The organism is Streptomyces sp. CA-111067, from assembly GCF_050956065.1.
Taxonomy (GTDB): domain Bacteria; phylum Actinomycetota; class Actinomycetes; order Streptomycetales; family Streptomycetaceae; genus Actinacidiphila.
Genome location: NZ_CP192103.1, coordinates 7,059,042 through 7,082,918, shown reverse-complemented (window position 1 = coordinate 7,082,918; position 23,877 = coordinate 7,059,042). Strand labels below are relative to the sequence as shown.

The window sequence follows — 23,877 nt, the reverse complement described above, 5'->3', positions numbered from 1 at the left end:
CCCTTCCCGCAGACGCACCGCCCGAGGAACACCATGATCGAAGCCCACGCACTGACCAAGCGGTACGGCGAGCGCGCCGCCGTGACCGACCTGAGTTTCACCGTCAGGCCGGGCGCGGTCACCGGTTTCCTCGGGCCCAACGGCGCCGGCAAGTCCACCACGATGCGGATGATCCTCGGCCTCGACGCACCCACGTCGGGCCATGTCACCGTCAACGGCAAGCCGTACGCCGAGCACGCGGCGCCGCTGCACGAGGTCGGCGCGATGCTGGAGGCGCGCGCGATCCACACCGGCAGGAGCGCGTACGACCACCTGCTCGCGCTCGCGGCCACCACCGGGATCCCGCGCCGCCGGGTGGATGAGGTGATCGACCTGGTGGGCCTGCGCGAGGTGGCCCGCAAGCGGGTCGGCGGCTTCTCGCTCGGCATGGGGCAGCGGCTCGGCATCGCCAGCGCGCTGCTCGGCGACCCGGCCACCCTCGTCCTGGACGAGCCGGTCAACGGCCTGGATCCGGAGGGCATCCTGTGGATCCGCACCCTGCTCAAGGGCCTGGCCGCGGAGGGCCGCACGGTGCTGCTGTCCTCGCACCTGATGTCGGAGATGGCGCTCACCGCGGAGCATCTGATCGTCATCGGGCGAGGGCGGCTGATCGCCGACACGTCGGTGGCGGAGTTCGTGGACGGGGCGGCGGGCAACTCGGTGCGGGTGCGCACCGATCAGGCCGAGCCGCTGCGGAAGCTGCTGGCCGGACGGGACACGACGGTGGCGTCGGTGCAGCGGGACGTGCTCGAGGTGACCGGGATCAGCAGCGACCGGATCGGCCGGATAGCGGCTGAGGCGGGCATCTCGCTGGCCGAACTGACTCCGCAGCAGGCCTCGTTGGAGGAGGCATTCATGGAACTGACCAGGGACGCGGTGGAGTACCAGGCACCGGCCCGCGCACGCGAGGAGCAGCCCGCATGAGCACACTGACGGCGAGTGCGCCGGCCGCCGGCGCCGCGCCCGCCATCCGGGGCCGGGTCACCCAGAGGCGGGTGCTGCACTCGGAGTGGATCAAGCTGCGCTCGCTGCGGTCCACCTTCTACACCCTGCTGACCGCCGTGGTGATGATGATCGGCTTCGGCCTGCTGTTCTGCGCGGTGAACGCGCACAACTGGCCGACCATGTCGGCGCACGACCGGGCCGACTTCGAGCCCGCCCTGACCAGCGTCCGCGGCTACATCGTGGCGCAGCTGGCGGTCGGCGTGCTCGGGGTGCTGGTGGTCTCCGGCGAGTACGCGACCGGCATGATCCGGGCCACGCTGGCCGCCGTGCCGCTGCGGCTGCCGGTGCTGTGGGCGAAGGCCGGGCTGTACATGGCCGTGGTCTGGACGCTGATGACGGCTTCGGCGCTGATCGCCTTCTTCTCCGGCCAGTCGCTGCTGTCGCCGAAGCACATAGACACCACGCTCGGGGAGCCCGGGGTGCTCCGGGTGGTGCTGGGCACCGGCCTCTACCTCACGCTGGTGGGACTGCTCGGCGTCGCGATCGGCGCGCTGATACGCAACACGGCGGGCGGCATCGCCACGGTCTTCGGCATCCTGATGGTGCTGCCCGCCCTGGCCGAGACGCTGCCCGCCTCCTGGGCCGACCACGTCAACCAGTGGCTGCCGAGCAACGCGGGGCAGTCGGTGCTGTCCCTGCACCACCAGGCCCATACGCTGGCGCCGTGGACGGGACTCGCGGTCTTCTGCCTCTACGCGCTGCTGGCCCTCGCGGGCGCGGCGGTGGCCCTGCGGCGCCGGGACGCATGAGGGCCGGCCGATGACCTACGCGCAGCCGGCCGCGGGCCGCCCGCAGGAACGGCCGGCTCCGGCGGCCGACGGTCGGGCGCGGTCGGTCACGCGGCTGTGGGCGGGCGACCGGATCGAGGCGGGGGTCTCCTGGGCGCGGCGGTCGACATTGACGGTGGACGCGCTGTTCGCCGCGGGGCTGCTGATGGTGGCCTCGGCGGCGGACCGGGTCCAGCTGCGGAGCGATCTCGTCCCGGTGATGCTGGTGCAGCTCGGGCTGCTGGTGCCGCTGGTCTGGCGGCGGCGGGCGCCGCTGGTGGCGTTCGGGTGTGTGGCCGCAGCGGCGTTCGCACAGTGGCTGGCGGACCTGCGGATGCCGGCCGACGCGGCGCTGCTGGTGGCGCTGTACACGGTGGCGGCCTATCGCCGGCCGCGGCGGTACGCGCTGATGGCGTTCGGCGTGCTGGAGCTGGGCATCACGCTGGCGACGGTGAGCTGGGCGCTGCACGAACGGGTGGCGGCCACCTTCCTGTCGATGTCGGCGATGGCGATCGCGGCGGGGGTGCTGGGCGTCAACATGCGCAGCCGGCGTGACCAGCTGGCCTGGCTGGAGGACCGCGCGGTGCGGCTGGAGCGGGAGCGGGACCAGCAGTCGCAGCTCGCGGTGGCCGGCGAACGGGCCAGGATAGCCAGGGAGATGCACGACATCGTGACGCACAACCTGTCGGTGATGGTGGCGCTGGCCGACGGCGCGGTCTTCGCGCAGCAGCGCACCCCGGAGCGGGCCACCACCGCGATGCGGCAGGTGGGGGCGACCGGCCGGCAGGCCATCACGGACATGCGGCGCTTCCTGGGGGTGCTGCGGGCGGACGAGCCGGACGCGCTGCGGCATCCGATGCCGGGCATCGCCGAGCTGGGGGCGCTGACCGAGCAGGTGCGGGCGGCCGGACTGCCGACCCGCCTTGAGATCGCGGGCGAGCCGGCGGTGGTGCCGGCCGCCGCCCAACTGACCGTCTACCGGCTGGTGCAGGAGGCACTGACGAACACGCTCAAGCACGCACCGCCCGGCGCCCGGGCGGAGGTCGCGGTCGGCTGCGCGTCGGACGCGGTGTCGGTCACCGTCACCGATGACGGCGCCGGGGCCGCCGGCCCCGCGGAGCCGGCTGATCCGGACCGCTCCCCCGGTCACGGTCTGCCGGGCATGCGGGAGCGCGCGGCGGCGTACGGCGGCACGCTGACGGCGGGCCCGCTGCCCAGCGGCGGCTGGCGGGTGGCGGCCGTGCTGGCGCTGACCGCCCCGGAGCCGCTGTGACCACCGACCCGGCGGGCACCGCCGACGCAACCGCCGGAGTCGCCGAGCCGATCCGGGTGCTGCTCGTGGACGACGAGCCGCTGCTGCGGATGGCGTTCACGATGGTGCTCGACGCGCAGTCGGACATGCGGCCGGTCGGTGAGGCGGGCGACGGGGCGGAGGCGGTGCGGCTGACCCGCGAACTGCGGCCTGACGTGGTGCTGATGGACGTCCGCATGCCCGGCACCGACGGCATCGAGGCGACCGCGCGGATAGTCGAGGACTGCCCGGATTCCAAGGTGCTCATCCTGACCACCTTCGACCTGGACGAGTACGCCTTCGCCGGGCTCCGGGCGGGCGCCTCGGGCTTCCTGCTCAAGAACGCGCTGCCCGAGGAGCTGCTCGGCGCGATCCGGGTGGTGGCCGCCGGTGACGCGGTGGTGGCGCCGCGGATCACCCGCAGGCTGCTGGACACGTTCGCCCACCAACTGCCGTCGGGCGGCGGCGAGGAGGGCGACGAGCGGCTGGCCCGGCTGACCGCGCGCGAGCGCGAGGTGCTGGTGGAGATCGGCCGCGGGCTGTCGAACACCGAGATCGCCGGCACCCTGCACCTGGCCGAGGCCACCGTGAAGACGCACTTCAGCCGGATCCTGCTCAAGCTCCAGCTGCGCGACCGGGTCCAGGCGGTGGTCTTCGCGTACGAGACCCGGCTGATCCGTCCGGCCTGAGCCCGGTGGGCGGCACCGCCCGCCGGCACCTGGGCTCCGGGCCCGGCTACCGGCCGGCCGGGTCGACCAGTTCGCGGGCTCGCTTGACGTCGTCGGCCATCCGCTCCAGCAGCGCGTCGATGGTGTCGAACTTCTCCATGCCGCGCAGATACGCCTCGAAGTCCACGGCCACATGCAGCCCGTAGAGGTCGAGGTCGACCCGGTCGATCGCGTAGGCCTCCACCGTGCGGGCGGTGCCGTCGAACGTCGGGTTGGTGCCGACCGAGATCGCCGCGGGCATCGCCTCGCCGTCGACGTGCAGCCAGCCCGCGTAGACCCCGTCGGCGGGGATCGCGGTGTGCGGCAGCGTCTCCACGTTGGCGGTGGGGTAGCCGAGTTCCCGGCCGCGCTGGGCGCCGCGCACCACTACGCCCTCCACCCGGTGCGGGCGGCCCAGGATCTCCGCGGCGCCCTCCACGTCGCCGCCGGCGACCAGCCGCCGGGTCAGCGTGGAGGAGAACGGCTCGCCGCCGCCCGCCTCGCCGCGCATGAAGAGGTCCACGACTTCGAGCTCGTAGTCGTACTTCAGGCCGAGCGCGGACAGGAACTCCACGTCGCCGGCGGCCTTGTGGCCGAAGCGGAAGTTCGGGCCCTCCACCACGTAGCGGGCGTGCAGGCCGTCGACCAGCACCCTGCGCACGAAGTCGCTCGGCGGCAGCTTGGAGAACTCGCTGGTGAACGGGAGGATGAGCAGCGCGTCCACGCCGAGCCCGGCGACCAGTTCGGCGCGCCGGTGGTGGGCGGACAGCAGCGGCGGGTGGCTGCCGGGGCGTACCACCTCGCTGGGGTGCGGGTCGAAGGTCACGACCACCGAGGGCAGCCCGAGCGCGCGGGCCCGGGTGACGGCGCGCCTGATGATCAGCTGGTGGCCCCGGTGCACACCGTCGTACGAGCCGATGGTGACGACGCTGCGTCCCCAGTCACCGGGAACGTCCTCCAAGCCCCGCCAGCGCTGCACCTTGACGCTCCGCTTCTTCTTCGCCGAATCACTGCCGAATCACTGACCCCGTGTCGCCCTGCGGATCCAAGCCTGCCATGCCGGTGGCCGGCCGGGCCCATCGGCACGGTACGCGAAACCGCCGGTGGCCAGGTAGCGGGTCTCAGCCGCCGGCCGTCCCGCGGCTCACAGCCTGGCCTTGATCCGGCGCGGCGCGTCGAAGAGCCGGCTGATCGCCCGGACCAGCGCGGGCGGCTGGTCGCTGTCGTCACGCGAGACGTTGAGCACGTAATACACCTGCTCGATCGACGGTGGTCCGACCGCCACGGTGCGCAGCGCGGCCTGCCGGGAGGTGGCCTCCCCGGTGCGGACGAGGTAGGCGGCGGTGATGGACCCGGTCCGGCCGACGCCGGCGCCGCAGTGCACGAACACCGGCCCGTCCGAGCCGCGGACGATCCGCAGGAATTCATCGACCTGTTGCTCAGTGGGTGTCTGGCCGTCCCGGATCGGCAGCCGGACGGCCCGCAGTCCGGCCTTCCGCGGCTGCGCCAGCTCGGCGGCCGACAGGTCCTCGGCCCGCAGGTCCACGACGGTGGCGATGCCCTGATCGGCCAGTTCCCGGTAGCCGGCGGCGCTCGGCGCGGAGCCGCGCCACAGGTGCGGGTCGACCTGGAGGAAGTGGTTGATGCCGGCCGAGGTGCGGCTGCCGGAGGAGGTGCCGGTCCCGTCGTGCCGGGCCCAGGCGGACAGCGCGAGCATGCCGCCCACCGAGCACACCCACAGGACGCCGTATCCGACCAGGCAGCCGAGCAGCACCTTGGTGATCCGCCGGGCCAGCACCGGCCCGAACGGGCGGACGGCGCCCGGCGGGAGGTCGGCCGCGGCCCCGGGTTCCGGGTCGGGACCGGGCGGCTGCGGCGGGCCCGGCGGGCCGGCCGGGGCGGGAAGGGCCGCGGCGAGCGGTGCCGCGGCAGCAGTGAGCGCGGGAGAAGCGGCGGGGGACGGGGACAAGCGCTGGTCACCACCTGGGAGGGGCCTGGGGGACGGGGTCGCCGTCCCTCCCAGGGGGCGGCGCCAGTCCCAGCAGGCTACCCGGTGCCGCTGTGCGGTCCCGGGGCGAACGCCCTCCCGGGCCGCCGCCGGGACCGCTCAGAGCGGCGGCGACCAGGAGTTCCGTGATGTGTGCGACGTCTCGTCAGAGCGGTCAGGTGGTCAGGGCCGTCAGGTGGTCAGCGGGGCCGGGGTCGATGCGATCGCGTCAGCGGGATCTCGTCAGTGCGCGTGCTCGGCCTGCCCGTCGCCGAGCACCGAGGCCCTGGCCCTGTTGGCGACCGCGTCGGACAGGCAGCCGCGCAGCCGCATCACGTCGTGCGAGCTGAGCGCGGGCCGGATGACGCCCGCGTAGACGCCGTTCTCCAGGGTGCCGAGGCTGGCGCCGGTGTTGGTCGCCGCGGTGGAGCGGCGGCAGCTCTCCCACAGGTCGCGGGCGGCCAACTCCCGTGCGGCGCTGCTGGAGGTGCCGTGCACCTTGACCTGGAAGACGACGGTGGTCGCGGCGGCGTCCGGCCGCGCCTCCTCCCGGGTCTCGGTGGCGTCCGACAGCCAGTAGACGCCGAAGACCAGCAGGACCACCCCGGCCACCGCGCCGAACGTGCCCACCAGCAGCCGAACCGGCCTGGCCGGCGGCACCGCGGGCCGGTCCTCCAGTTGCAGCACCGCGCCACGCACTCCGCCGGGCGGCGCGGCGAGACCGGCGAGCCGGCCGGCCAGCCGGCGCTCGGCGCCCGGGCGGGCGGTGACAGCCGCGATCCGCTGGATCACCCAGGCGGCGCCGGACAGCGCGGCCCCGGTGACCATCAGTATCGGTACGAAGACGAAGGTGCGGTTGCTGCCGTCGAGGTCCTCGCGGGTGTCGGTGCCGAGCCAGCGGAACGGGCGCACCGACTCCTCGCGGCTGTGCTCCAGCCGCCGCCGCACCTCCTCGACGCGCGAGTCGGCGTCGGACAGCCGGCGTTCGAGCCGGCTCATCCGGCCGATCAGGATGACGCAGATCAGGAACCCCTCGACGGCGAGCAGCAGCACCCCGCAGATCACCGCGCGCTGCCACTCCCACCGGTAGAGGTAGACGACCAGGTACACGGCCGCGGCCACGGTGGACAGGGTGCCGAACAGATAGCTGACGTACTTCACGCGACCGCTCCCCTCCCCCGCCCGCCGGCGGGCGGCACCGGCCCCTCGAAACCGGCGGACTCCCCGTTGTCGGACGGCAGCGGCAGGACGGGCGAGGAGCCGCCGGCCGCCGGATCGGCGCGGTCAGGTGGCGGCGGTTCGTCAGGACCGGACCGCGGTTCGTCCGGCCCGGGCCGCGGTTCGTCAGGACCGGCCGACGGCTCGTCAGGACCGGCCGGGGCCGCCTCCACCTCGCCGGTCGTGCCGTCCACCGTCAGGACGGTGCCCGGCCGGTACCGGTCGGTCGCGGCGGGCACGCCGACGACGATCGGCACGCCGTACTCGCGCGCCAGCACCGCCAGGTGCGACAGCACGCTGCCGGTCTCGGCGACCAGCCCCGCCAGGCCGGGCAGCAGTGGGGCGAGCGCCGGGTCCAGCGACCTGACGACCAGCACGGCGTCCTGCGGGCGGCTGCCCGCGCCGTCCCAGGCAGTGCCGCTGCCACGGCCGCCGCCCGCGCCCTGGCCCTCGTGCTCCTGGTTCCTGCGGCGGCCGATCGCCACCGCCTGCGGCCGGCCGTCGGCGAGCCGGAAGGCGGTGGGCAGCGACGGGCTGTCCGGGCGCGGGGTGCGCTGCGCGAGGTCGGGGGGCCGCTTGCCGCCGTCGGTGACGGCCAGCAGCTCGTGCCAGCGCAGCAGCGCGATCTTGCCGCGCTCGCCCGCCGGGCAGTGCTCGTTCATCCGGTCGCCGACCTCGCGGACCATCGCGGTCTGCATCTCCTGCACCCAGCGGGCCCGCAGCCGCAGCCCTTCGCGCACCGACAGGAAGCCCACACCGCGCGGGACGCCGTTCCAGCCGATCCGCTCGGGCAGCGCGGCGCGCTCGCCCAGGGTGGGCGGCAGCAGCGTCAGCAGCACCGGGTGGTGGGCGACCAGTTCGTCGTCGCTCTCGCCCCGGTCCCGCCCCTCGGCGAGCACGGCGAGCGCCTCGCCGGCGGCCGTCGAGCCGCCGTCGGCGCCGAGCAGCGCGCCCGCCAACGACTCCTGCGCGTGCAGCGAGGCCAGCACCGTACGGCCCCAGGACACCGCGTCGAGCAGCTGGCCGCTGAGCATCTGACGGGGCGGCGGGAAGTCGTGCAGTTGCCGGTCCACGTCGGCCATCAGGTCCTGGGCGAGCAGCGGCAGCGCGCTGCGCAGCCGGCCCACCCGCCAGGCCGCGGCGGCGCGGCGGCCGCCGGGGGCGGGGTTGAAGAAGTTCAGCATCGGGTGCGCGGCGGGCGCCGCGCCGAGCAGCAGCAGGTCGGCGGCGGCCCGGCCCTGCACGGTGGTCGCGACGGGCAGCCGGCGCAGCTTGCGGCGGGGGGCGGCGCCGGCGATGTCCAGCGCCAGGGCCAGGCCCTGGTTCATCGGCGCCACCCACAGGTCCTCCTCCAGCGGCTGGAGGACTTCGGGCAGCGTCTCGACGACCGGCCCGGGGCCGAGCAGCCGGGCGCCGCGCGGCGGGCGCGCGGCCATCGCGGTGATCGGCCTGGCCTGGAAGAGCCACAGGGTGCCGTCGGCGTCGAAGCCGAACTCGACGTCCTGGGGCCCGCCGTAGACCTGCTCGGTGCGGCGGGCGAGCCGGACCAGCTGGGCGAGCCGGCGGCGGCTGAGGGGGCCGTCGGCGCGGCCGGTCTCGGGTTCGGTGCGCAGCAGGTGGCCGCGGCGGGTGAGCTGGTACCTGACGCCCTGGGTGCTGCCGTCCACCAGCTGGTCGGGGCCGCCGGTCACGGCGCTGACCAGGATGTGGTCGAACCGGCCCTCGACCGGGTCGGCGCCGAACATCACACCGCCGGACGCGGCCTTCAGCATCGGCTGGACCAGCACCGCCATACCGCCGAACGGGTCGCCTTCGGCATGCGCGCCCGGCACCCGGGCGGCGGACTCCAGCACGCGCCGCACGGCCTCGTGGAAGGCGGTCCAGCCGCGCACGTCGAGGACAGACTCGAAGCGGCCGGCCATCGAGGACTCCTCGGTGTCCTCGTGCGCGGAGGACGAGCGGACCACCAGCGGGCGGCCGTCCTCGCCGCCCAACTGCCGCCAGGCGGCGCGCAGCGCGTCCGCGCCGGCGGGGGCGCCCTCCGCGCGGGCGGCCGGCACCAGGACGAAGCCGGGCAGCACCGGCAGGCCCTCGGCCGCGGCCCGGGCCAGGTTCGCGGCCTTCGCGCCGGCCGCCGCCGGATCGCGGGCCAGTCCGGTGTCCAGTGGCGCCACGGACAGTTCGCCGACCAGATCCTCGGTCGGCTCCTCGACGTCGATACCCACCTGGCGCTCCCTCCGGCGTTCGGTCGCCCGAGGGGCGACGCGACTCCGCGGCTTGTGGCCGGCGGGCCGGGGCGCCCCAGAGCTACAACGTCTTTTCACCCCCAGGACCTTCCGCATGCACCTACTAGACGGAGTAGGCAGCGGAAACGTGACGTCGGGGGGCCGCAGGGCGCGCGGATTCACGGCGTATGGGCGGTTTCCAGCCGGGGTTGAGGGGTGGTCCCGGTAGCGGTGGTCCCGGTGTTCTCCGCGATTGCGGTGCGCCCAGCGGTCCTTGTGGTTCCCGCGGTGCCGGTGGCTCCCGCGGTCTCGATGGCTCCCGCGGTCCCGGTGTTCCCCGTGCTCCAGGTGCCGCTCGCGGAGTGCAGGCGGTGGCGCGCGCTCGGGCCGATCACCGCGTCCCAGGCCGGGTCGCCGTCCCGGCCGACCCAGTCCGCGACCATCCGGGCGAAGTCGGGGGACGCCGTCGCCAGCGCCACGATCCGGCCGTCGAAGCGGGTGGCGCCCTCCGGGGTACGGCCGAGCAGCAGGCCGAGCCGGTGCACCAGGTCGCGGGTGAGGACGGGCGGACGGCGGCGGCAGCCGTCCGCCGCCGCGGTGAGCAGGGCGTGCAGCACCTCCTGGTCGCGCTCGGCGGCCAGCGCCATGTCGAGGAGTTCCTGCCGCAGCGGCCGGGACAGGTGGGTGCCGGGGGCTGCCAGCACCGGGGCGAGCGCGCGGCGCACCGGGGCGGGGTGGTCGTGCAGCAGGGCCGCGGTGAGCGGCAGCAGCACGGCGCGCACGCTCGGGCCCTGTTCGAGCCGCAGGTCGATGAAGCGGGCCGCGGCGGGGGCGCTCTCCGGGCGGCGCAGCACGTGGTCCTGGACCAGGGCCGCCACCCGGCGGGAGAGGGCGGGATCGGTGATCTCCGCGAGCTCCGGGAGCAGTTCGACGGCGGCCGAACCGGCGGTACGCAGCCGGCGGCCGAACGCGGCGAGCACCTGCTCCGGGTGGGTGGACATCGCCTCGGCCAGCGCGGAAGCGGGCAGTTGGGGGTCGCCGGTGGCGAAGTGCGCGAGGGCGGCGGGCAGATGGCGCGAACGGGTCGCCGGGTCGCGGACCAGCAGCCCCAGCGCGGCGCCGTGCAGCGAGCAGTCGCCGGGGCGGGCCAGGATCGCGAGCGCGGCATAACGCAGCAGCTCTCGGTCGGCCTCGGACCGTATGAACGGCGCGGCACGGCGGCCGTACGTGGCTGCCGCGACATGGCGGTCGGGGCGCGGGTCGTGGGCCCAGCGGTCCACGGCGCGGCACAGCGCCGAGGGCTCGTCCTCGGCGAGCGCGGCCAGGACGTCGTCGGCGGCCGGGTGGGCCGCGTCCACCAGTGCTTCCGTGAGGTCGTCGACGGCGAGGCGGCGGTGCGTGTGCAGGACGGCCTGGGCGGCCGAGGCGACGGTCATGGGCCGCCCCGCCCCCGGCCCGGCCTGGAGCGCCCGGTCGTCCCCGAACCAGCCGCAGAGGACGGCCACGGCCTTCCCCGGCACCTCCCGCAGCACGCCGACCACGGCGTCCAGGAACCGGTCCCGCGCGGGTGGCGGGGGGTCGGCGGGCAGGAGCGCGCGCAGCAGTTCCAGCCGGTGCGCCGGGGGCAGCGGCAGGCTCTGCCAGAAGCGCGGGCCGAACTCGCCCAGTCCGCCCAGCGCTTGGGGATCGAACCCGCCACACGCCACCGCGCGGGCCGCCACCCGGTCGGCGAGGCCGCACAGCACCGGCCAGTACGCCTCGGCGTCGGAGACCCGCGTCAGCACCTCGCGCACCAGGTGCGCGGCCCACCACACGGCGTCCGCCCGCCGGGCGTCGGGCGGTGACGGCGCGGTCGGTTCGTGGTCGAGTGCCTCGACGAGGGCGGTGAGGTGGTGGGCGAGGGTCTCGGGGCGGTGCGCGCAGTGCAGCAGCGCCTGGACGACGGGGGCGGCGCGGTGCCGGGGCACCGGCAGCGACCGGGGCGACGAGGCCGGCCCGATCGCCGGGGCCGGCGGCACGGGGGGCGGCTGCCCGGCCCGCGCACTCGCTTTAGAGGGCAGCCGCACGGGCGCTTCCCCCGGCAACCCAGCCTCCCGGTTCGCCCCCGCGCGCCCTGCGGGCGAGCCGCCCGCCAAGCCACTTGCGGTCGCCTCCGGCCCGTGCCCCCGGTCGGGGCCGGCCGCGCAGTTCCCCGCGCCCCCGGGGTGGCCGGGGCAACCCGCGACGCCGCACATCTGGCACCCCGCGTCCCCGGAGGCACCGGGCCAAGGCCCGCCCGCCCAGCCACCTGAGGTCGCCTCCGGACCACACCCCCGGTCGGGGCCGGCCGCGCAGTTCCCCGCGCCCCCGGGGTGACCGGGGCAAGCCCCGCCCGCGCGGACGCACGTCTGGCAGAACCCCGTGTCCTCCGAGACACCGGGCCAAGACCCGCCCGCCCAGCCACCTGAGGTCGCCTCCGGACCACACCCCCGGTCGGGGCCGGCCGCGCAGTTCCCCGCACCCCCGGAGTAACCGGGGGCACCCGGCCACTCCGCGTCGGGCGATCCCGGCGGGGAAACGGGCTGCGCCCCGAAAGGGGCGCGGGGAACTGCGCGATCAGCCACGATGCGGCCCGCAGGCGAGGGGCCCGCCAAGCCATTTGCGGTCGGTGCCGGGGCAAGGGTGGGGAGTGGGGACCAGCGGTGGATCAAGGCGTAGAGCGCTTCGTGGAGGTCGAGGTGGAGGCCCTGGAGCCAGTCCGCGAGCTCCTCCTGCGCGAAGCGGTAGCCCGCTCCAGCCGGGGCGATGAGGCCCTCCGTGAGGACTGCGGAGGCCCAGCCTGTGCGCCAGGGGAAGAGTTCCTCGAACGCCTCGCGGTCGAGTTCCCCCTGGCCGGGGCCCAGGCAACGGCGGGCTGCCTCGTGGACCTGGCCGGCCACCCGGGCGGCCAGCCGGCGGACGGCCGTGCCTCGCAGCGGGGGCTCGCGGCCGGCTGCCAGACGTACCGCGATCCGCAGGCAGACGAGATCCAGGTGCGCGCCGAAGATCTCCTCGCGGGTCGGCGGGCCGCCGCCGTGCGCCGCGCCGCCCTCGGGCAGCGCGGCCCGCACCTCGGACAGCAGCCGCATCGCCAGCGGATGGGCCGCGTCGACGGGCGCGAGGGCGGCCGGCGCCAGGCCGTAGCGGATCCGGGCGCCGGACGCCTGGTCCTCGGTCAGGTCGCCGAGCCGCAGGCAGGGCGGCAGCGGGCGGCCGCCGGACGGCACCCCGTACGCGAACCCGGCCGGCAGCAGCGCCCCGGCCTGCTCCCAGTGCTCGGGCCGGCACGCCACGATCAGCCGCACCCCGCCGGCGCGCAGCCAACTCACCGTGCCCGCCGTCCAGTCCGCCAGCGCGTGCGCGAGCACCGGCGGCATCTCCTCGGGACCGTCGAGGAGTACGAGCAGCGGCCGGCCGGCGGCCCCGGCGAGCTCGGCGACCGCGTCGGTGGGGTCGCCCGCACCGACCGCGGGCCCCTCGGCCTCGTACGGGGACCGCGCCGCGCCGACGATCCGGGCGGCGGTGCGCAGCGCGCGCTCCACCGCGTCCTTGATCCCGCCGTCACCCGGCCGCAGTTCGGCCCCGCGCAGCCAGACGGTGGGCTGCGGCAGCGGGCCCCGCGCCCGGCGGGCGGCGAGCGCGGCCAGTTCGGTGCTGCGTCCGCTGCCGGGCTCGCCGACCAGGCCCAGCACGAGGGGCGCGGACGGGCCGCGCAGGTCGAGGAAGTCGCCCAGCGCGGCGGCCACTTCGGGGCGGCTCACCGGCTCGCGCCACGGGCCGGGTCCGGCCGCCGTGCCGACCGAGGTGCCGGTGAGCTGGAGCGCGCCGGCGAGGTTGAGGTGCGGACCGTACGCGGGGACGGTGGCCGCGTTGCGCGCGAGCAGGTCCGCGAGCGGCGGCGGCGCGTCCTGGGCGCGCAGCGGGACGGCGAAGCCCGCGGCCCGGTGGCCGGCGTGCAGCGCGGTGGCGAGGACGGCCAGCACCGCGCCGGTCGCCGCGTCGAACACGGGGGCGCCGGACGCCTGCGGCGGGATACCGTTCGGGTCGGGGCTGTCCAGGGACAGTTCGTAGACCTCCTCCAGCAGGTGGAAGCGGTCGGTGGCGGTGTACGTGACGGCGGCGGTGCCGATCACCGCGCCCTCGGCGGGGCCCGGCAGCCTCAGCCTCACCCGGCCGCCGGGGTGCGCGGGGCCGCCCGGCGCGACGGGCAGCGGCGGCAGGGTCAGGCCCTCGGTGGCGACGAGGGCGAGGCCCGCCTCGGGCAGTACGGTGATGGCGGCGGCCTCGACCAGGCAGATCTGGTCGCCGGGGGCGTGCAGTACGAGTCGCGCGAGCCCGTCCACGGCTTCGTGACTGGTGATCATCGTGCCTTCGGTGTCCGCCAGGAAACCGCTGCCGCGTGGCCGTCCGGCCAGGTCGCAGACCCGTACCAGCGCCTGGTCAGGTCCGGTCACCCGTGCCGCCATTGGGCACCTCCCCGCCGCCGCGCCCCGATTCGTCCCGCTTCGACGGTAGGCGCACGATGATCTCCCGCCTAGATCGCGGGGAAAGAGCGCCCCCCAATGCTCCCGTGGTTCACTCCGAGCGCCCGCCCGTTGGAGTGATTTTCGGGTGCGGGGTGGATAGGACCAGGCGGGGGGACGTGAAGCGGGGTCGCTCAGGGGACAGACGGCCCCGCTCTCACGGCTCCCCCTGAGGCCGCGCTTCCCCCGTCCGCCGGGGGCCCGGCAACCACCGCAAGTGGCTGGGCAATCGGCCGCCCGCGGGCCCGTCGTGGCTTGTCGCGCAGTTCCCCGCGCCCCTGATGACGCCGGGGCAGCCCCGAACCGTGCCCGGGGCTATGGGGCGAAGCCGGCCAGGATTTTGGCTTGGCCCGCGTGTTCCTCTACGAGGGCCAAGAGGCGGCCGTCGGGGTCGAAGACCGCGTTCGGGCCCGGGGGCAGCGGGGGGAGGGTGATGCGGACGCCGTGGGCCAGCAACCGGGACTGATCAGCGTCAGCGTCCCAGCGGGGGAACGCCGCTGCCGCGGCCTCGGCGATCGGGAGGAACGCGAAGGTCTCCTCCAGCTGGGGCAGGGTGTGGGCGGCGGACAGGGTGTAGGGGCCGACCCGGGTGCGGCGCAGGGCCGTGAGGTGGCCGCCTACGCCCAGGCCGGCGCCCAGGTCGCGGGCCAGTGCGCGGATGTACGTGCCGGAGGAGCAGACCACCGTGACGTCGAGGTCCAGCGTGTCGCCCTCGGCGCGCAGGTCCTGGACGGTGAAAGAAGAGACGGTCACCGGCCGGGCGGGCAGCTCGAACTCCTCGCCCTCCCGTACCCGGGTGTACGACCGCACCCCGCCCACCTTGATCGCGCTGACCTTGGACGGCACCTGCTGGATCGGCCCGGTGAGCGCGGCGATCCCGGCATCCACCGCCTCGCGGGTGACCCCCGCGGCGGAGGCGGTCTCGGTGACCTCCCCCTCCGCGTCGTCGGTCACCGTGGCCTGGCCGAGCCGGATCGTGGCCGTGTACTCCTTCTCGGTCAGCGCCAGGTGTCCGAGCAGCCGGGTGGCCTTCTCGACCCCGATGACCAGCACGCCGGTGGCCATCGGATCCAGCGTGCCGGCGTGCCCGACCCGCCGGGTGCCGGCCAGCCGGCGCAGCCGGGAGACCACCCCGTGTGAGGTGAGCCCGCCGGGCTTGTCCACGATCACCAGCCCGGACGGACCCTCTTTCCTGCTCGTCATGCCGGCGAAGAACCGTCCTCACCGTGGGCGGGCGCCTCGTCGGGCGCGTCATCCAGGTCGTCGTCGATGTCGTCGTCGATGTCATCGTCGTCGGCCGGCTTGCGGTACGGGTCCGCGTCGCCCGCGTACTGCGCGTCGGTGGCGGCCTTGCGGACCTCCTCGTCGGCCGCGCGGGCCTTGGCGAGCAGGTCGGTGATGGTCTTGGCGTTGTCGGGCAGCGCGTCGGCGACGAAAGCCAGGCTGGGGGTGAACCGCACCCCGGTCTGCCGGCCGACCTCGGAGCGCAGCACACCCTTGGCGCTCTCCAGTGCGGCGGCGGACGCGGCGCGCTCCTCGTCGTCGCCGTAGACCGTGTAGAAGACCGTCGCCTCCCGCAGGTCACCGGTGACCCGGGTGTCGGTGATCGTCACATAACCCAGCCGCGGATCCTTGATCCGCCGTTGCAGGGTCTCCGCGACCACGACCCGGATGCGGTCGGCCAGCTTGCGCGCCCGCGCGGTGTCGGTCATCGTCTTCTTCTCTCTTCTTCGGTCTGTTCTTCGGTTCGGTCGTCTCAGTCATCGCCGCCGTGGACGCGCTGCCTGACCGACAGCAGTTCCACCTCTGGACGGGCGATCATCCAGCGCTCGCACCGGTCGAGTACGTCCTTGAGGTGCCCGAGGTCGCCGGACACCACCGCGATGCCTATCTCAGCCCTGCGGTACAGATCCTGGTCGCCGGTCTCCGCGACGCTGACCGCGAACTTGCGGTGCAGCTCGGCGACGATCGGACGGACCAGCGATCTCTTCTCCTTCAGCGACCGTACGTCGCCGAGCAGGAGGTCGAAGCACAGAGTGCCTGCGTACATGGGAATGAACGGTACACGCGACGGCCGGGGCCGATCGACGGAATTACCTTCCGCGGACCGGCCCCGGCTGTCGTCACACCGGACTCACACCCGGCTCACACCGGGTTAACGCTCGTGTCGAGGCGCTGGATCAGCCGCGCGGCTTCTCCCGCATCTCGTACGTGGCGATGACGTCGTCGATCTTGATGTCGTTGTAGTTACCGAGGTTGATACCGCCCTCGTAACCTTCACGGATCTCGGTGACGTCGTCCTTGAAGCGCCGCAGCCCGTCGATGTTGAGGCTCTCCGCGATGACCTTGCCGTCACGGAGCAGGCGCGCCTTGGTGTTGCGCTTGACCTCGCCGGAGCGGACCAGCACACCGGCGATGTTGCCCAGCTTGGAGGAGCGGAAGACCTCGCGGATCTCGGCGGTGCCGAGCTCCACCTCCTCGTACTCCGGCTTGAGCATGCCCTTGAGCGCCGCTTCGATCTCCTCGATGGCCTGGTAGATCACCGAGTAGTAGCGGACGTCCACACCCTCGCGCTCGGCCATCTGCGCGGCCCGGCCGGCCGCACGGACGTTGAAGCCGATCACGATCGCGTCGGAGCCGGTCGCCAGGTCGATGTCCGACTCGGTGACGGCACCCACGCCGCGGTGCAGCACCCGGATCTCGACCTCTTCGCCGACGTCGAGCTGGAGCAGCGAGGACTCGAGGGCCTCCACCGAACCGGACGCGTCGCCCTTGATGATGAGGTTGAGCTCCTGCACCAGACCGGCCTTGAGGGCCTCGTCCAGGTTCTCCAGGGAGAACCGCACACCCTTGCGGGCGAAGCGGACGTTGCGCTCGCGGGCGGCGCGCTTCTCGGCGATCTGCCGGGCGGTGCGGTCCTCGTCCACGACGAGGAAGTTGTCGCCCGCGCCGGGGACGTTGGTCAGACCGAGGACCAGGACCGGGGTCGAGGGCGTCGCCTCTTCCACGTTGTCGCCCTTGTCGTCGAGCATCGCGCGGACCCTGCCGTACGCGTCGCCGACCACCATGGTGTCGCCGACCCGCAGCGTGCCGCGCTGGACCAGGACGGTCGCCACGGCGCCGCGCCCCTTGTCCAGGTGCGCCTCGATCGCGATGCCCTGCGCGTCCTGCTCCGGGTTGGCCCGCAGGTCGAGCGAGGCGTCGGCGGTCAGGATGACCGCTTCGAGCAGCGAGTCGATGTTCAGACCCTGCTTGGCGGAGATGTCGACGAACATGGTGTCGCCGCCGTACTCCTCGGCCACCAGCCCGAACTCGGTGAGCTGGCCGCGCACCTTGGTCGGGTCGGCGCCCTCGACGTCGATCTTGTTGACCGCGACCACGATCGGCACGTCGGCCGCCTTGGCGTGGTTCAGCGCCTCGATCGTCTGCGGCATCACACCGTCGTTGGCCGCGACCACCAGGATCGCGATGTCGGTGGACTTGGCACCGCGGGCACGCATGGCGGTGAACGCCTCGTGGCCCGGGGTGTCGATGAAGGTGATCGCGCGCTCTTCGCCGTTGACCTCGGTGGCGACCTGGTAGGCACCGATGTGCTGGGTGATGCCGCCCGCCTCGCCCGCGACCACGTTGGTCTTGCGGATCGCGTCGAGGAGCCGGGTCTTACCGTGGTCGACGTGACCCATGACGGTCACGACCGGCGGACGGGAGACGAGCATCTCCTCGCCGCCCTCGTCCTCACCGAACTCGATGGAGAACGACTCGAGCAGCTCGCGGTCCTCCTCCTCCGGGCTGACGATCTCCAGCACGTAGTTCATCTCGCCGGCGAGCAGCTCCAGGGTGGAGTCGGACACCGACTGGGTCGCCGTGACCATCTCACCGAGGTTCAGCATCACCTGGACGAGCGACGCCGGGTTGGCGTTGATCTTCTCGGCGAAGTCGGTGAGCGAGGCACCGCGCGACAGCCGCACGGTCTGGCCGTTGCCGCGGGGCAGCAGCACGCCGCCCACGGACGGGGCCTGCATGGCCTCGTACTCCTGGCGCCGCTGGCGCTTGCTCTTACGGCCGCGCGCCGGACGACCGCCGGGGCCGCGACCGAACGCGCCCTGCGTGCCGCCACGGCCACCCGGGCCGCCGGGACGTCCGCCGAAGCCGCCGGGACGGGGGCCGAAGCCGCCGCCACCGCCGGGGGCGCCGCCACCGGGACGGGGACCGCCGAAGCCGCCACCGCCACCGCCGGGACGACCGCCGCCGCCCGGACCCGCGGGACGGCCGGCGAAGCCGCCGCCACCACCGGGACGCGCGCCGGGACCGCCGCCGGGACGACCGCCGGGGCCGCCGCTGCGACCACCGGGACCGCCGCCCGGGCGACCGCCCGGGGACGGGGCCGGACGCTGCGGCATCATGCCGGGGTTGGGACGCGGGCCCGCCGACTGCGGACGGGGCATGCCGCCGGGGGCCGGACGTGCGCCGCCGGGACCGCCCTGGGCACCGCCGCCGGGACGCGGGGCACCACCGGGGCGCGGAGCGCCGCCGCCGGGACCCGCGGGACGCGGGGCGCCGCCCTGGCCGCCGCCGGGACGCGGGGCGCCGCCGGGGCGCTGCATACCGGTGGAGCCGCCGGACGTGAACGGGTTGTTGCCGGGCCGCGGGCCGGCCGGGCGGGCGCCGCCGGGGCGGGCACCGCTCTGGCCGCCGGCCGCGGGGCGGCCGGGACGCTGGCCGTCACGCTGCTGGCCGTCCCTCGCGCCGCCCTGGCCGGCCGGGGCCGGACGAGCGGGGCGCGGGCCCGGGGTCGCACCGGAACGCGGTGCGGTCGAGGGCGCGGGGGCGGACGGCGGCGCCTGGAAGTCGGCAGCCGGGACCGGCGCCGACGGGGCGGGCTTGGACGGCGCGGGGGCCGGTGCCGGAGCCGGGGCGGCGGGTGCCGCCGGGGCCGGCTTGGGGCCGGGGCGCGGACCGGCCGCGGACCCGGAGCCGTTGCTGCCGGCCGGGGCCGGCGTGACGGGGCCGCCGGCGGCGGGCCTGGGACCGGGCGCGGCGGGACGGGCCGGCCCGGGGGCCGGCGTGCTGGTGGTGCCTGCCGCGCGGGGTGCCGCGGGGGAAGGCGTGCTCTTGCGCGGGGCCGACGGCTTCGCAGCGGACTTGCCGGCGCCACCGCCGGGTCCCTGGAACGCATCGGTCAACTTGCGGACAACCGGCGCCTCGATGGTCGAGGACGCCGAACGGACGAATTCGCCGAGTTCCTGGAGCTTGGCCATGACGACCTTGCTCTCCACTCCCATCTCCTTGGCGAGCTCGTATACCCGGACCTTAGCCACTTCGCTCCTTTTAGGTCCGGGGTGATCGTCCGCCGGACCGTCGCTACTTCATGGGCGTACTCATCGCGTACTCATCGAGTGCTCATCGCAATCTCGACCTACTTCCATCTCGCGAGGTACCTGACCGCACGGTGTGCCGTGCCGTTCTCTTCTTACGGGTTCTTACGGGGCTGCCTGCTCGACGAACCGGCGCAATTCCGCGGTATCGGGCGGGACCGGGCCTCGGAAGGCCCTGCCGAACGCCCGGCGACGGACTGCCAGGTCAAAGCAGGCAAGGGCGGGGTGCAGATAAGCGCCCCGACCGGGCAGCGTACCGCGATGATCGGGAACGCACGCGTCCCCGTCCACCACCACACGCAGCAGATCGATCTTGGCCGCCCGCTGCCGACAGCCCACGCAGGTTCGCTCAGGGCATGCCCGGGACAGCGTCCGACCAGACACCTTTTAGTCTACCTCCCCGCAACGACCTCACTCCTACGAGTTAGTCGACGTACGCCTGTTCGTTTGTCCTTGACCCGCCGGTTGCCGGGCCGTGCCCGGTGGTTACTCCTCCGTGCCCGGCGGCAGCGGCATCGGTTCCGTGTCCGGCCTGATGTCGATCCGCCAGCCGGTCAGCCGGGCGGCGAGCCGGGCGTTCTGGCCCTCCTTGCCGATGGCCAGTGACAGCTGGTAGTCGGGCACGGTGACCCGGGCGGACCGCGCGGCGGCGTCCACCACCTCGACGTGCGAGACCCGGGCCGGGGACAGCGCGTTCGCCACCATCTCGGCCGGGTCGTCGGCCCAGTCGACGATGTCGATCTTCTCGCCGTTCAGCTCGGCCATCACCGCGCGCACCCGGGAGCCCATCGGGCCGATGCAGGCGCCCTTGGCGTTCAGCCCGGAGCGGGTGGAGCGCACCGCGATCTTGCTGCGGTGGCCGGCCTCCCGGGCGATGGCCTCGATCACCACGGAGCCGTCGGCGATCTCCGGGACCTCCAGCGCGAACAGCTTCTTCACCAGGTTCGGGTGGGTACGCGACAGGGTCACCGACGGGCCGCGGACGCCCTTGACCACCCGGACGACGTAGCTGCGCAGCCGGGTGCCGTGCTTGTAGTCCTCGCCGGGGACCTGCTCCTGCACCGGCAGGATGGCCTCCAGCTTGCCGATGTCCACCAGCACGTTCTTCGGGTCCTTGCCCTGCTGCACCATGCCGGTGACGATGTCGCCCTCGCGGCCGGCGTACTCGCCGAACGTGACGTCGTCCTCGGCGTCGCGCAGCCGCTGCAGGATCACCTGTTTGGCGGTGGAGGCGGCGATCCGGCCGAAGCCGGTCGGCGTGTCGTCGAACTCGCGCGGCTCGGCGCCCTCACCGGCCTCCTCCTGGTCCTCGGTGGCCCACACGGTCACATGGCCGCTGGTGCGGTCGAGCTCCACCCGGGCCCTGCGGTGGCTGCCCGGCTCGCGGTGGTACGCGATGAGGAGTGCCGACTCGATGGCCCCGACCAGCAGATCGAACGAGATCTGCCGCTCCTGTACCAGGCCCCGCAGGGCCTTCATGTCGATGTCCACGGCTACGCCTCCTCAGTGCTCTCGTCAGTGTTGTCAGCGTTGTCAGTGTTGTCAGTGTTGTCAGCGTCGAGCTCGTCGTCGTGCTCGGCTTCGTCGCCGTCGTCCGGGTCGTCGGTGCCCTTGCGGTTGAACTCGACCTCCACCCGGGCCCGGGTGATCTCCGCGAACTCGGCGCGGGCGGGCTTGGGCTTGCGGCCCTTCACGCCCGGGACCTCCAGGTCGAGACCGGTGCCGTCCACCGTCATGATCCGCGCGATCAGCTCGCCGCGCTCCTTGAGCTGGAGCTTCACCAGCCGGCCGGCGTTCCGCTCGAAGTGCCGGGGCTCGGTCAGCGGGCGGTCGGTGCCGGGTGAGGTCACCTCGAGCACGTACTCGCTGTCGCCCATCGCGTCCGAGGCGTCGAGCGCCGCCGACAGCGCCCGGCTGAGGCCGGCCACCGCGTCGAGCTGCACGCCCTGCTCGGAATCCACCACGACCAGCAGCTGCCGCCGCTTGCCCGCGGCGGTCAGGGCGACCTCTTCCAGTTCAAGTCCCGTCTCGACGACAACGGGCTCAAGCAGCGCGCGCAGCCTCTCGCTCTGGGTGGTGCTCATCCGGGTGACTCCTCGGCCGCGTGTGCTGTTGTCATGGGAAGTTCGCCTGTCGCGTGTGAAGCCCAGGTTACCGGAGTTCCCACCCCCCTTGACGCCGCCGGGTGCGGCCCTCCGGCGGGGCCGCGGCCCCTGGTGGGCCGGTCCGTGGCGGCCGGCCCGGGACCGTAGACTCCCGCCATGATCCCGGAGGTGGCTCGGCCGAGCAGGCGCCGAGTGGTGGCGGTGGCGGCGCTCGCGGTCGGAGCGGCGGGGTGTTCGAAACGTGACGGCGGCGACGACGGGCGGCCGCGGTCCACGGCCGCGGAGCCCGGGGTGGCCGAACAGGCCGCGGCGGCCCGCGACAGTGCGGCGCTCGCCGGGCAGTACGACGGCGTGATCGCCGCGTATCCCTCGCTGGCGGCGCGGCTCGCGCCGCTGCGGGCGGAGGTCGCCCGGCATGTGACGGCGTTCGGCGGGGTGCCGCCGACCGCTTCGGCCGCTGCCGCGAGCACGGCGGCTCCGACCGCTCCCCCGACTCCGGCGGGGGCGCTGGCCGCGCTGGCCGGCGCGGAGCGCACGCTCGCGGACCGGCGGGCGAAGGTGCTGCTCGACGTGCCGGGCGAGCTGGCCCGGCTGATGGCGTCCGTCGCCGCGGCCGGGGCGGGGCACGCGGCGCTGCTCGGAGGTGCGGGATGAGTACGGTCATCGACGCGGCGCGGGCGGCGCTGGCCGCCGAGCATGCGGCGGTCTACGGGTACGGGGTCGTCGGCGGACGGGTCGCGGTCGGCCGGCGGGCCGAGGCGCTCCAGTGCTTGCAGGCGCACCAGGCGAGGCGGGACGCGCTGCGGCGCACGGTCGCCGATCTCGGTGGCGCCCCGGTGAACGCGGCGGCGGCCTACGAGCTGCCGTTCGCGGTACGGGATCCGGAGGCGGCGGGGCGGTTCGCGGTGTTCCTGGAGGAACGGGTGGCCGGGGCGCACGGCGATGTCGTGCGGCTCGCGATCGGCGGGATCCGCCGCGACGCGGCGGCGGCGATGCGGGATGCGGCGGTGCGGGCGGTTCGCTGGCGGGGCGCGAGCACGCCTTTCCCCGGGCTGGCGGAGCGCGCGTAGCTCGCCCCACGAAACTTCACGGCCTGCCGCCCGCCTCAGCCCATTGCGGTGGCCCGCCGCACCCGACCCCCGGTGGGGCCTCGCCGCCCTGCGGGCGAGCCGACCGCCCAGCCCCGCCCTGTCCTTCCCGGACCGCACCCCCCGGCGGGTGGCTGATCGCGCAGTTCCCCGCGCCCCCAAACCCGCCCTCCGGGCGACCCCGCCCGAACAGCCCCCTCCCGTCGCTACCGGACCGCACCCCCGGCGGGGGCTTGTCGCGCCGTTCCCCGCGCCCCCAAACGCACCCTCCGGGTGCCCCGCTCCGCGCAGCTCCTCCCTGTCGTTCCCGGACCGCGCCCCTGCTGGGGCGGCCCCTTGACCGGGGGCTTGGCGAGCGCGCCTAGGAAGGCGAACCGGGTCCCGGTAGGGGCGCGGGGAACTGCGCGACCAGCCCCAACCGGCCCGCGGGGAGGCAGCCCGTCCGGGGGGGCTGGAGTGGTCGTCGGGGCGCGGCGGGGGCGGCGCAAGTGGTGGGTGGGTCGTAACGTGGCCGGAGGCCGGGGGGTACGGTGGCTCGCTCGGGGCGATGGAGGGACGGCGGATTGATGGACGCGGCAGCGGGGGGCGGCGAGCCCGTACGCCTTGATCCGCCGGAGCGGCTCGCCAGGACCGTCGGGCTGTGGGAGGGCGAGCCGGGGCAGGTGTGGCTGGCGGCGCTGCCGGGGCTCGTCGCGGACTTCGTCCGGCGCTGGGAGCTCACGCCTGAGCGGGTCTTCGCGGCCGGCGGCCAGATCAGCATGATCGTGCTGGTGCGGACCGCCGACGGCACGCCCGCCGTGCTCAAGGCGGGCATGATCACCCGGGAGAGCGCCCAGGAGCATGCGGCCCTCGCGCACTGGGACGGCCACGGCGCCGTCCGCCTGCTGCGGGCCGACCCCGAGCACGGGGTGATGCTGCTCGAACGGCTCCAGGCCGATGTCTCGCTGCGCTCACTCGCCGAGCCCAAGGCGATGCTGGAGGCGTCCGGCGTGCTGCGCCGGCTGTGGGTGCCGCCGGCCGCGCCGCACGCGTTCCGTACCGTGGCCGGCTACACCGAAGAGCTGGCCACGGTGCTGCGGGAGCGCCGCGAGCAGCCGTGGGCGGCCGACGCCCGCCCCTTGGTGGACGAGGCGCTGGAGCTGCGCGACGGGCTGCTCGCCGACCCGGTGGAGTCCGTGCTGCTGCACGGCGACTACCACCACGGCAACGTCCTCGCCGCCGACCGCATACCGTGGCTGGCGATCGACCCGAAGCCGCTGGTCGGCGAGCCCGCGTACGACCTGGCCTGGCTGGTCAGGGACCGGCTGCCGACGCTGGCCGCGCAGCCGGGTTCGCGGGCCGCCGCCCGCCGCCGGGTCGCCAAGCTGGCCTCCGACCTGGAGGTGGACCGGGACCGGCTGCGCGGCTGGTCGCTGTTCCGCGCGGTGGAGGCCGCCCTGTGGTCGCTGTCCTTCGGCAGCCGCGAGGACGGCGAACTCCTGCTGGAGTTCGCCAGCTGGCTCTGACGCCGCGCCGGCCCGGCCGGGGTG

At 74.9% G+C, this 23,877-nt stretch carries 19 protein-coding genes; 7 read left to right on the top strand and 12 right to left on the bottom strand.

The genetic code is table 11. From position 1 onward, the window contains the following. Positions 1–33 precede the first annotated feature (33 nt). Genes ACQPW6_RS31555 through ACQPW6_RS31540 form a run of 4 tightly spaced genes read left to right on the top strand, consistent with a single transcriptional unit; the run spans position 34 to position 3,791 of the window. The gene (locus tag ACQPW6_RS31555) at positions 34–963 is read left to right on the top strand and encodes an ATP-binding cassette domain-containing protein (RefSeq protein ID WP_433893116.1); all 930 of its coding nucleotides are present in this window, start codon (positions 34–36) and stop codon (positions 961–963) included. Then, positions 960–1,793 carry an ABC transporter permease gene (locus tag ACQPW6_RS31550; RefSeq protein WP_433893115.1) on the top strand — a complete coding sequence of 278 codons (834 nt, stop codon included), beginning with the start codon at positions 960–962 and terminating at the stop codon, positions 1,791–1,793. The genes ACQPW6_RS31555 and ACQPW6_RS31550 overlap by 4 nt, the downstream gene beginning before the upstream one ends. 10 nt (positions 1,794–1,803) lie before the next feature. Then, positions 1,804–3,084: a sensor histidine kinase gene (locus ACQPW6_RS31545; protein WP_433893114.1), complete on the top strand. Its 1,281-nt coding sequence runs from the start codon at positions 1,804–1,806 to the stop codon at positions 3,082–3,084. After that, positions 3,081–3,791 (top strand): response regulator, encoded by a 711-nt coding sequence (locus ACQPW6_RS31540; protein ID WP_433893113.1) that lies wholly within the window; start codon positions 3,081–3,083, stop codon positions 3,789–3,791. The genes ACQPW6_RS31545 and ACQPW6_RS31540 overlap by 4 nt, the downstream gene beginning before the upstream one ends. Before the next feature lie 46 nt (positions 3,792–3,837). Here ACQPW6_RS31540 and ACQPW6_RS31535 read toward each other — a convergent pair whose 3' ends face one another. The 12 genes from ACQPW6_RS31535 to rimP all read right to left on the bottom strand — a co-directional run bounded on the left by ACQPW6_RS31535 (position 3,838) and on the right by rimP (position 21,239). Next, positions 3,838–4,788, bottom strand: a complete 951-nt coding sequence (locus tag ACQPW6_RS31535; protein ID WP_433893112.1) for a bifunctional riboflavin kinase/FAD synthetase — start codon at positions 4,786–4,788, stop codon at positions 3,838–3,840. A 165-nt stretch (positions 4,789–4,953) separates the two neighbouring features. Further along, a complete protein-coding gene (locus tag ACQPW6_RS31530; RefSeq protein WP_433893111.1) occupies positions 4,954–5,778 on the bottom strand; it encodes a phosphatase domain-containing putative toxin in 825 nt (274 codons plus the stop codon). Positions 5,779–6,039: 261 nt separating this feature from the next. Then, positions 6,040–6,957 carry a hypothetical protein gene (locus tag ACQPW6_RS31525; protein WP_433893110.1) on the bottom strand — a complete coding sequence of 306 codons (918 nt, stop codon included), beginning with the start codon at positions 6,955–6,957 and terminating at the stop codon, positions 6,040–6,042. After that, a complete protein-coding gene (locus tag ACQPW6_RS31520) occupies positions 6,954–9,239 on the bottom strand; it encodes a PEP/pyruvate-binding domain-containing protein (RefSeq protein WP_433893109.1) in 2,286 nt (761 codons plus the stop codon). Before ACQPW6_RS31520 ends, ACQPW6_RS31525 begins: the two co-directional genes overlap by 4 nt. A gap of 179 nt (positions 9,240–9,418) precedes the next feature. Beyond that, on the bottom strand, positions 9,419–13,723 hold the full coding sequence (locus tag ACQPW6_RS31515) for a serine protease (RefSeq protein ID WP_433893108.1): 4,305 nt from the start codon (positions 13,721–13,723) through the stop codon (positions 9,419–9,421). A gap of 372 nt (positions 13,724–14,095) precedes the next feature. Beyond that, positions 14,096–14,983 (bottom strand): tRNA pseudouridine(55) synthase TruB, encoded by an 888-nt coding sequence (gene truB, locus ACQPW6_RS31510; RefSeq protein WP_433893107.1) that lies wholly within the window; start codon positions 14,981–14,983, stop codon positions 14,096–14,098. Next, positions 14,980–15,492: a 30S ribosome-binding factor RbfA gene (rbfA, locus tag ACQPW6_RS31505; protein ID WP_433893106.1), complete on the bottom strand. Its 513-nt coding sequence runs from the start codon at positions 15,490–15,492 to the stop codon at positions 14,980–14,982. The genes truB and rbfA overlap by 4 nt, the downstream gene beginning before the upstream one ends. Before the next feature lie 44 nt (positions 15,493–15,536). Next, positions 15,537–15,830 carry a DUF503 domain-containing protein gene (locus ACQPW6_RS31500; protein ID WP_433893105.1) on the bottom strand — a complete coding sequence of 98 codons (294 nt, stop codon included), beginning with the start codon at positions 15,828–15,830 and terminating at the stop codon, positions 15,537–15,539. 130 nt (positions 15,831–15,960) lie between these two features. Next, the gene (gene infB / locus ACQPW6_RS31495) at positions 15,961–19,098 is read right to left on the bottom strand and encodes a translation initiation factor IF-2 (protein WP_433893104.1); all 3,138 of its coding nucleotides are present in this window, start codon (positions 19,096–19,098) and stop codon (positions 15,961–15,963) included. A 162-nt stretch (positions 19,099–19,260) separates the two neighbouring features. Next, a complete protein-coding gene (locus ACQPW6_RS31490; RefSeq protein ID WP_433893103.1) occupies positions 19,261–19,539 on the bottom strand; it encodes a YlxR family protein in 279 nt (92 codons plus the stop codon). 102 nt (positions 19,540–19,641) lie between these two features. After that, a complete protein-coding gene (gene nusA, locus ACQPW6_RS31485; RefSeq protein WP_433893102.1) occupies positions 19,642–20,646 on the bottom strand; it encodes a transcription termination factor NusA in 1,005 nt (334 codons plus the stop codon). 2 nt (positions 20,647–20,648) lie between these two features. Further along, positions 20,649–21,239 carry a ribosome maturation factor RimP gene (gene rimP, locus ACQPW6_RS31480; RefSeq protein WP_433893101.1) on the bottom strand — a complete coding sequence of 197 codons (591 nt, stop codon included), beginning with the start codon at positions 21,237–21,239 and terminating at the stop codon, positions 20,649–20,651. A 177-nt stretch (positions 21,240–21,416) separates the two neighbouring features. Between rimP and ACQPW6_RS31475 the strand changes: the two genes are divergently transcribed. From ACQPW6_RS31475 to ACQPW6_RS31465, 3 genes are all read left to right on the top strand, one after another. Continuing rightward, entirely contained in the window at positions 21,417–21,914 is a 498-nt protein-coding gene (locus ACQPW6_RS31475; RefSeq protein WP_433893100.1) for a hypothetical protein, read from the top strand. Continuing rightward, the gene (locus tag ACQPW6_RS31470) at positions 21,911–22,330 is read left to right on the top strand and encodes a DUF4439 domain-containing protein (RefSeq protein ID WP_433893099.1); all 420 of its coding nucleotides are present in this window, start codon (positions 21,911–21,913) and stop codon (positions 22,328–22,330) included. Before ACQPW6_RS31475 ends, ACQPW6_RS31470 begins: the two co-directional genes overlap by 4 nt. A gap of 584 nt (positions 22,331–22,914) precedes the next feature. Continuing rightward, the gene (locus ACQPW6_RS31465) at positions 22,915–23,853 is read left to right on the top strand and encodes an aminoglycoside phosphotransferase family protein (protein ID WP_433893098.1); all 939 of its coding nucleotides are present in this window, start codon (positions 22,915–22,917) and stop codon (positions 23,851–23,853) included. Positions 23,854–23,877: the final 24 nt, after the last annotated feature.

Excerpts from the sequence above, each read along its gene's own strand:
- ACQPW6_RS31475 (WP_433893100.1), top strand. The coding sequence starts at position 21,417 with ATGATCCCGGAGGTGGCTCGGCCGAGCAGGCGCCGAGTGGTGGCGGTG.
- ACQPW6_RS31550 (WP_433893115.1), top strand. The coding sequence starts at position 960 with ATGAGCACACTGACGGCGAGTGCGCCGGCCGCCGGCGCCGCGCCCGCC.
- ACQPW6_RS31555 (WP_433893116.1), top strand. The coding sequence starts at position 34 with ATGATCGAAGCCCACGCACTGACCAAGCGGTACGGCGAGCGCGCCGCC.
- ACQPW6_RS31470 (WP_433893099.1), top strand. The coding sequence starts at position 21,911 with ATGAGTACGGTCATCGACGCGGCGCGGGCGGCGCTGGCCGCCGAGCAT.
- rbfA (WP_433893106.1), bottom strand. The coding sequence starts at position 15,492 with ATGACCGACACCGCGCGGGCGCGCAAGCTGGCCGACCGCATCCGGGTC.
- truB (WP_433893107.1), bottom strand. The coding sequence starts at position 14,983 with ATGACGAGCAGGAAAGAGGGTCCGTCCGGGCTGGTGATCGTGGACAAG.
- ACQPW6_RS31465 (WP_433893098.1), top strand. The coding sequence starts at position 22,915 with ATGGACGCGGCAGCGGGGGGCGGCGAGCCCGTACGCCTTGATCCGCCG.
- ACQPW6_RS31500 (WP_433893105.1), bottom strand. The coding sequence starts at position 15,830 with ATGTACGCAGGCACTCTGTGCTTCGACCTCCTGCTCGGCGACGTACGG.
- ACQPW6_RS31545 (WP_433893114.1), top strand. The coding sequence starts at position 1,804 with ATGACCTACGCGCAGCCGGCCGCGGGCCGCCCGCAGGAACGGCCGGCT.
- rimP (WP_433893101.1), bottom strand. The coding sequence starts at position 21,239 with ATGAGCACCACCCAGAGCGAGAGGCTGCGCGCGCTGCTTGAGCCCGTT.
- ACQPW6_RS31515 (WP_433893108.1), bottom strand. The coding sequence starts at position 13,723 with ATGGCGGCACGGGTGACCGGACCTGACCAGGCGCTGGTACGGGTCTGC.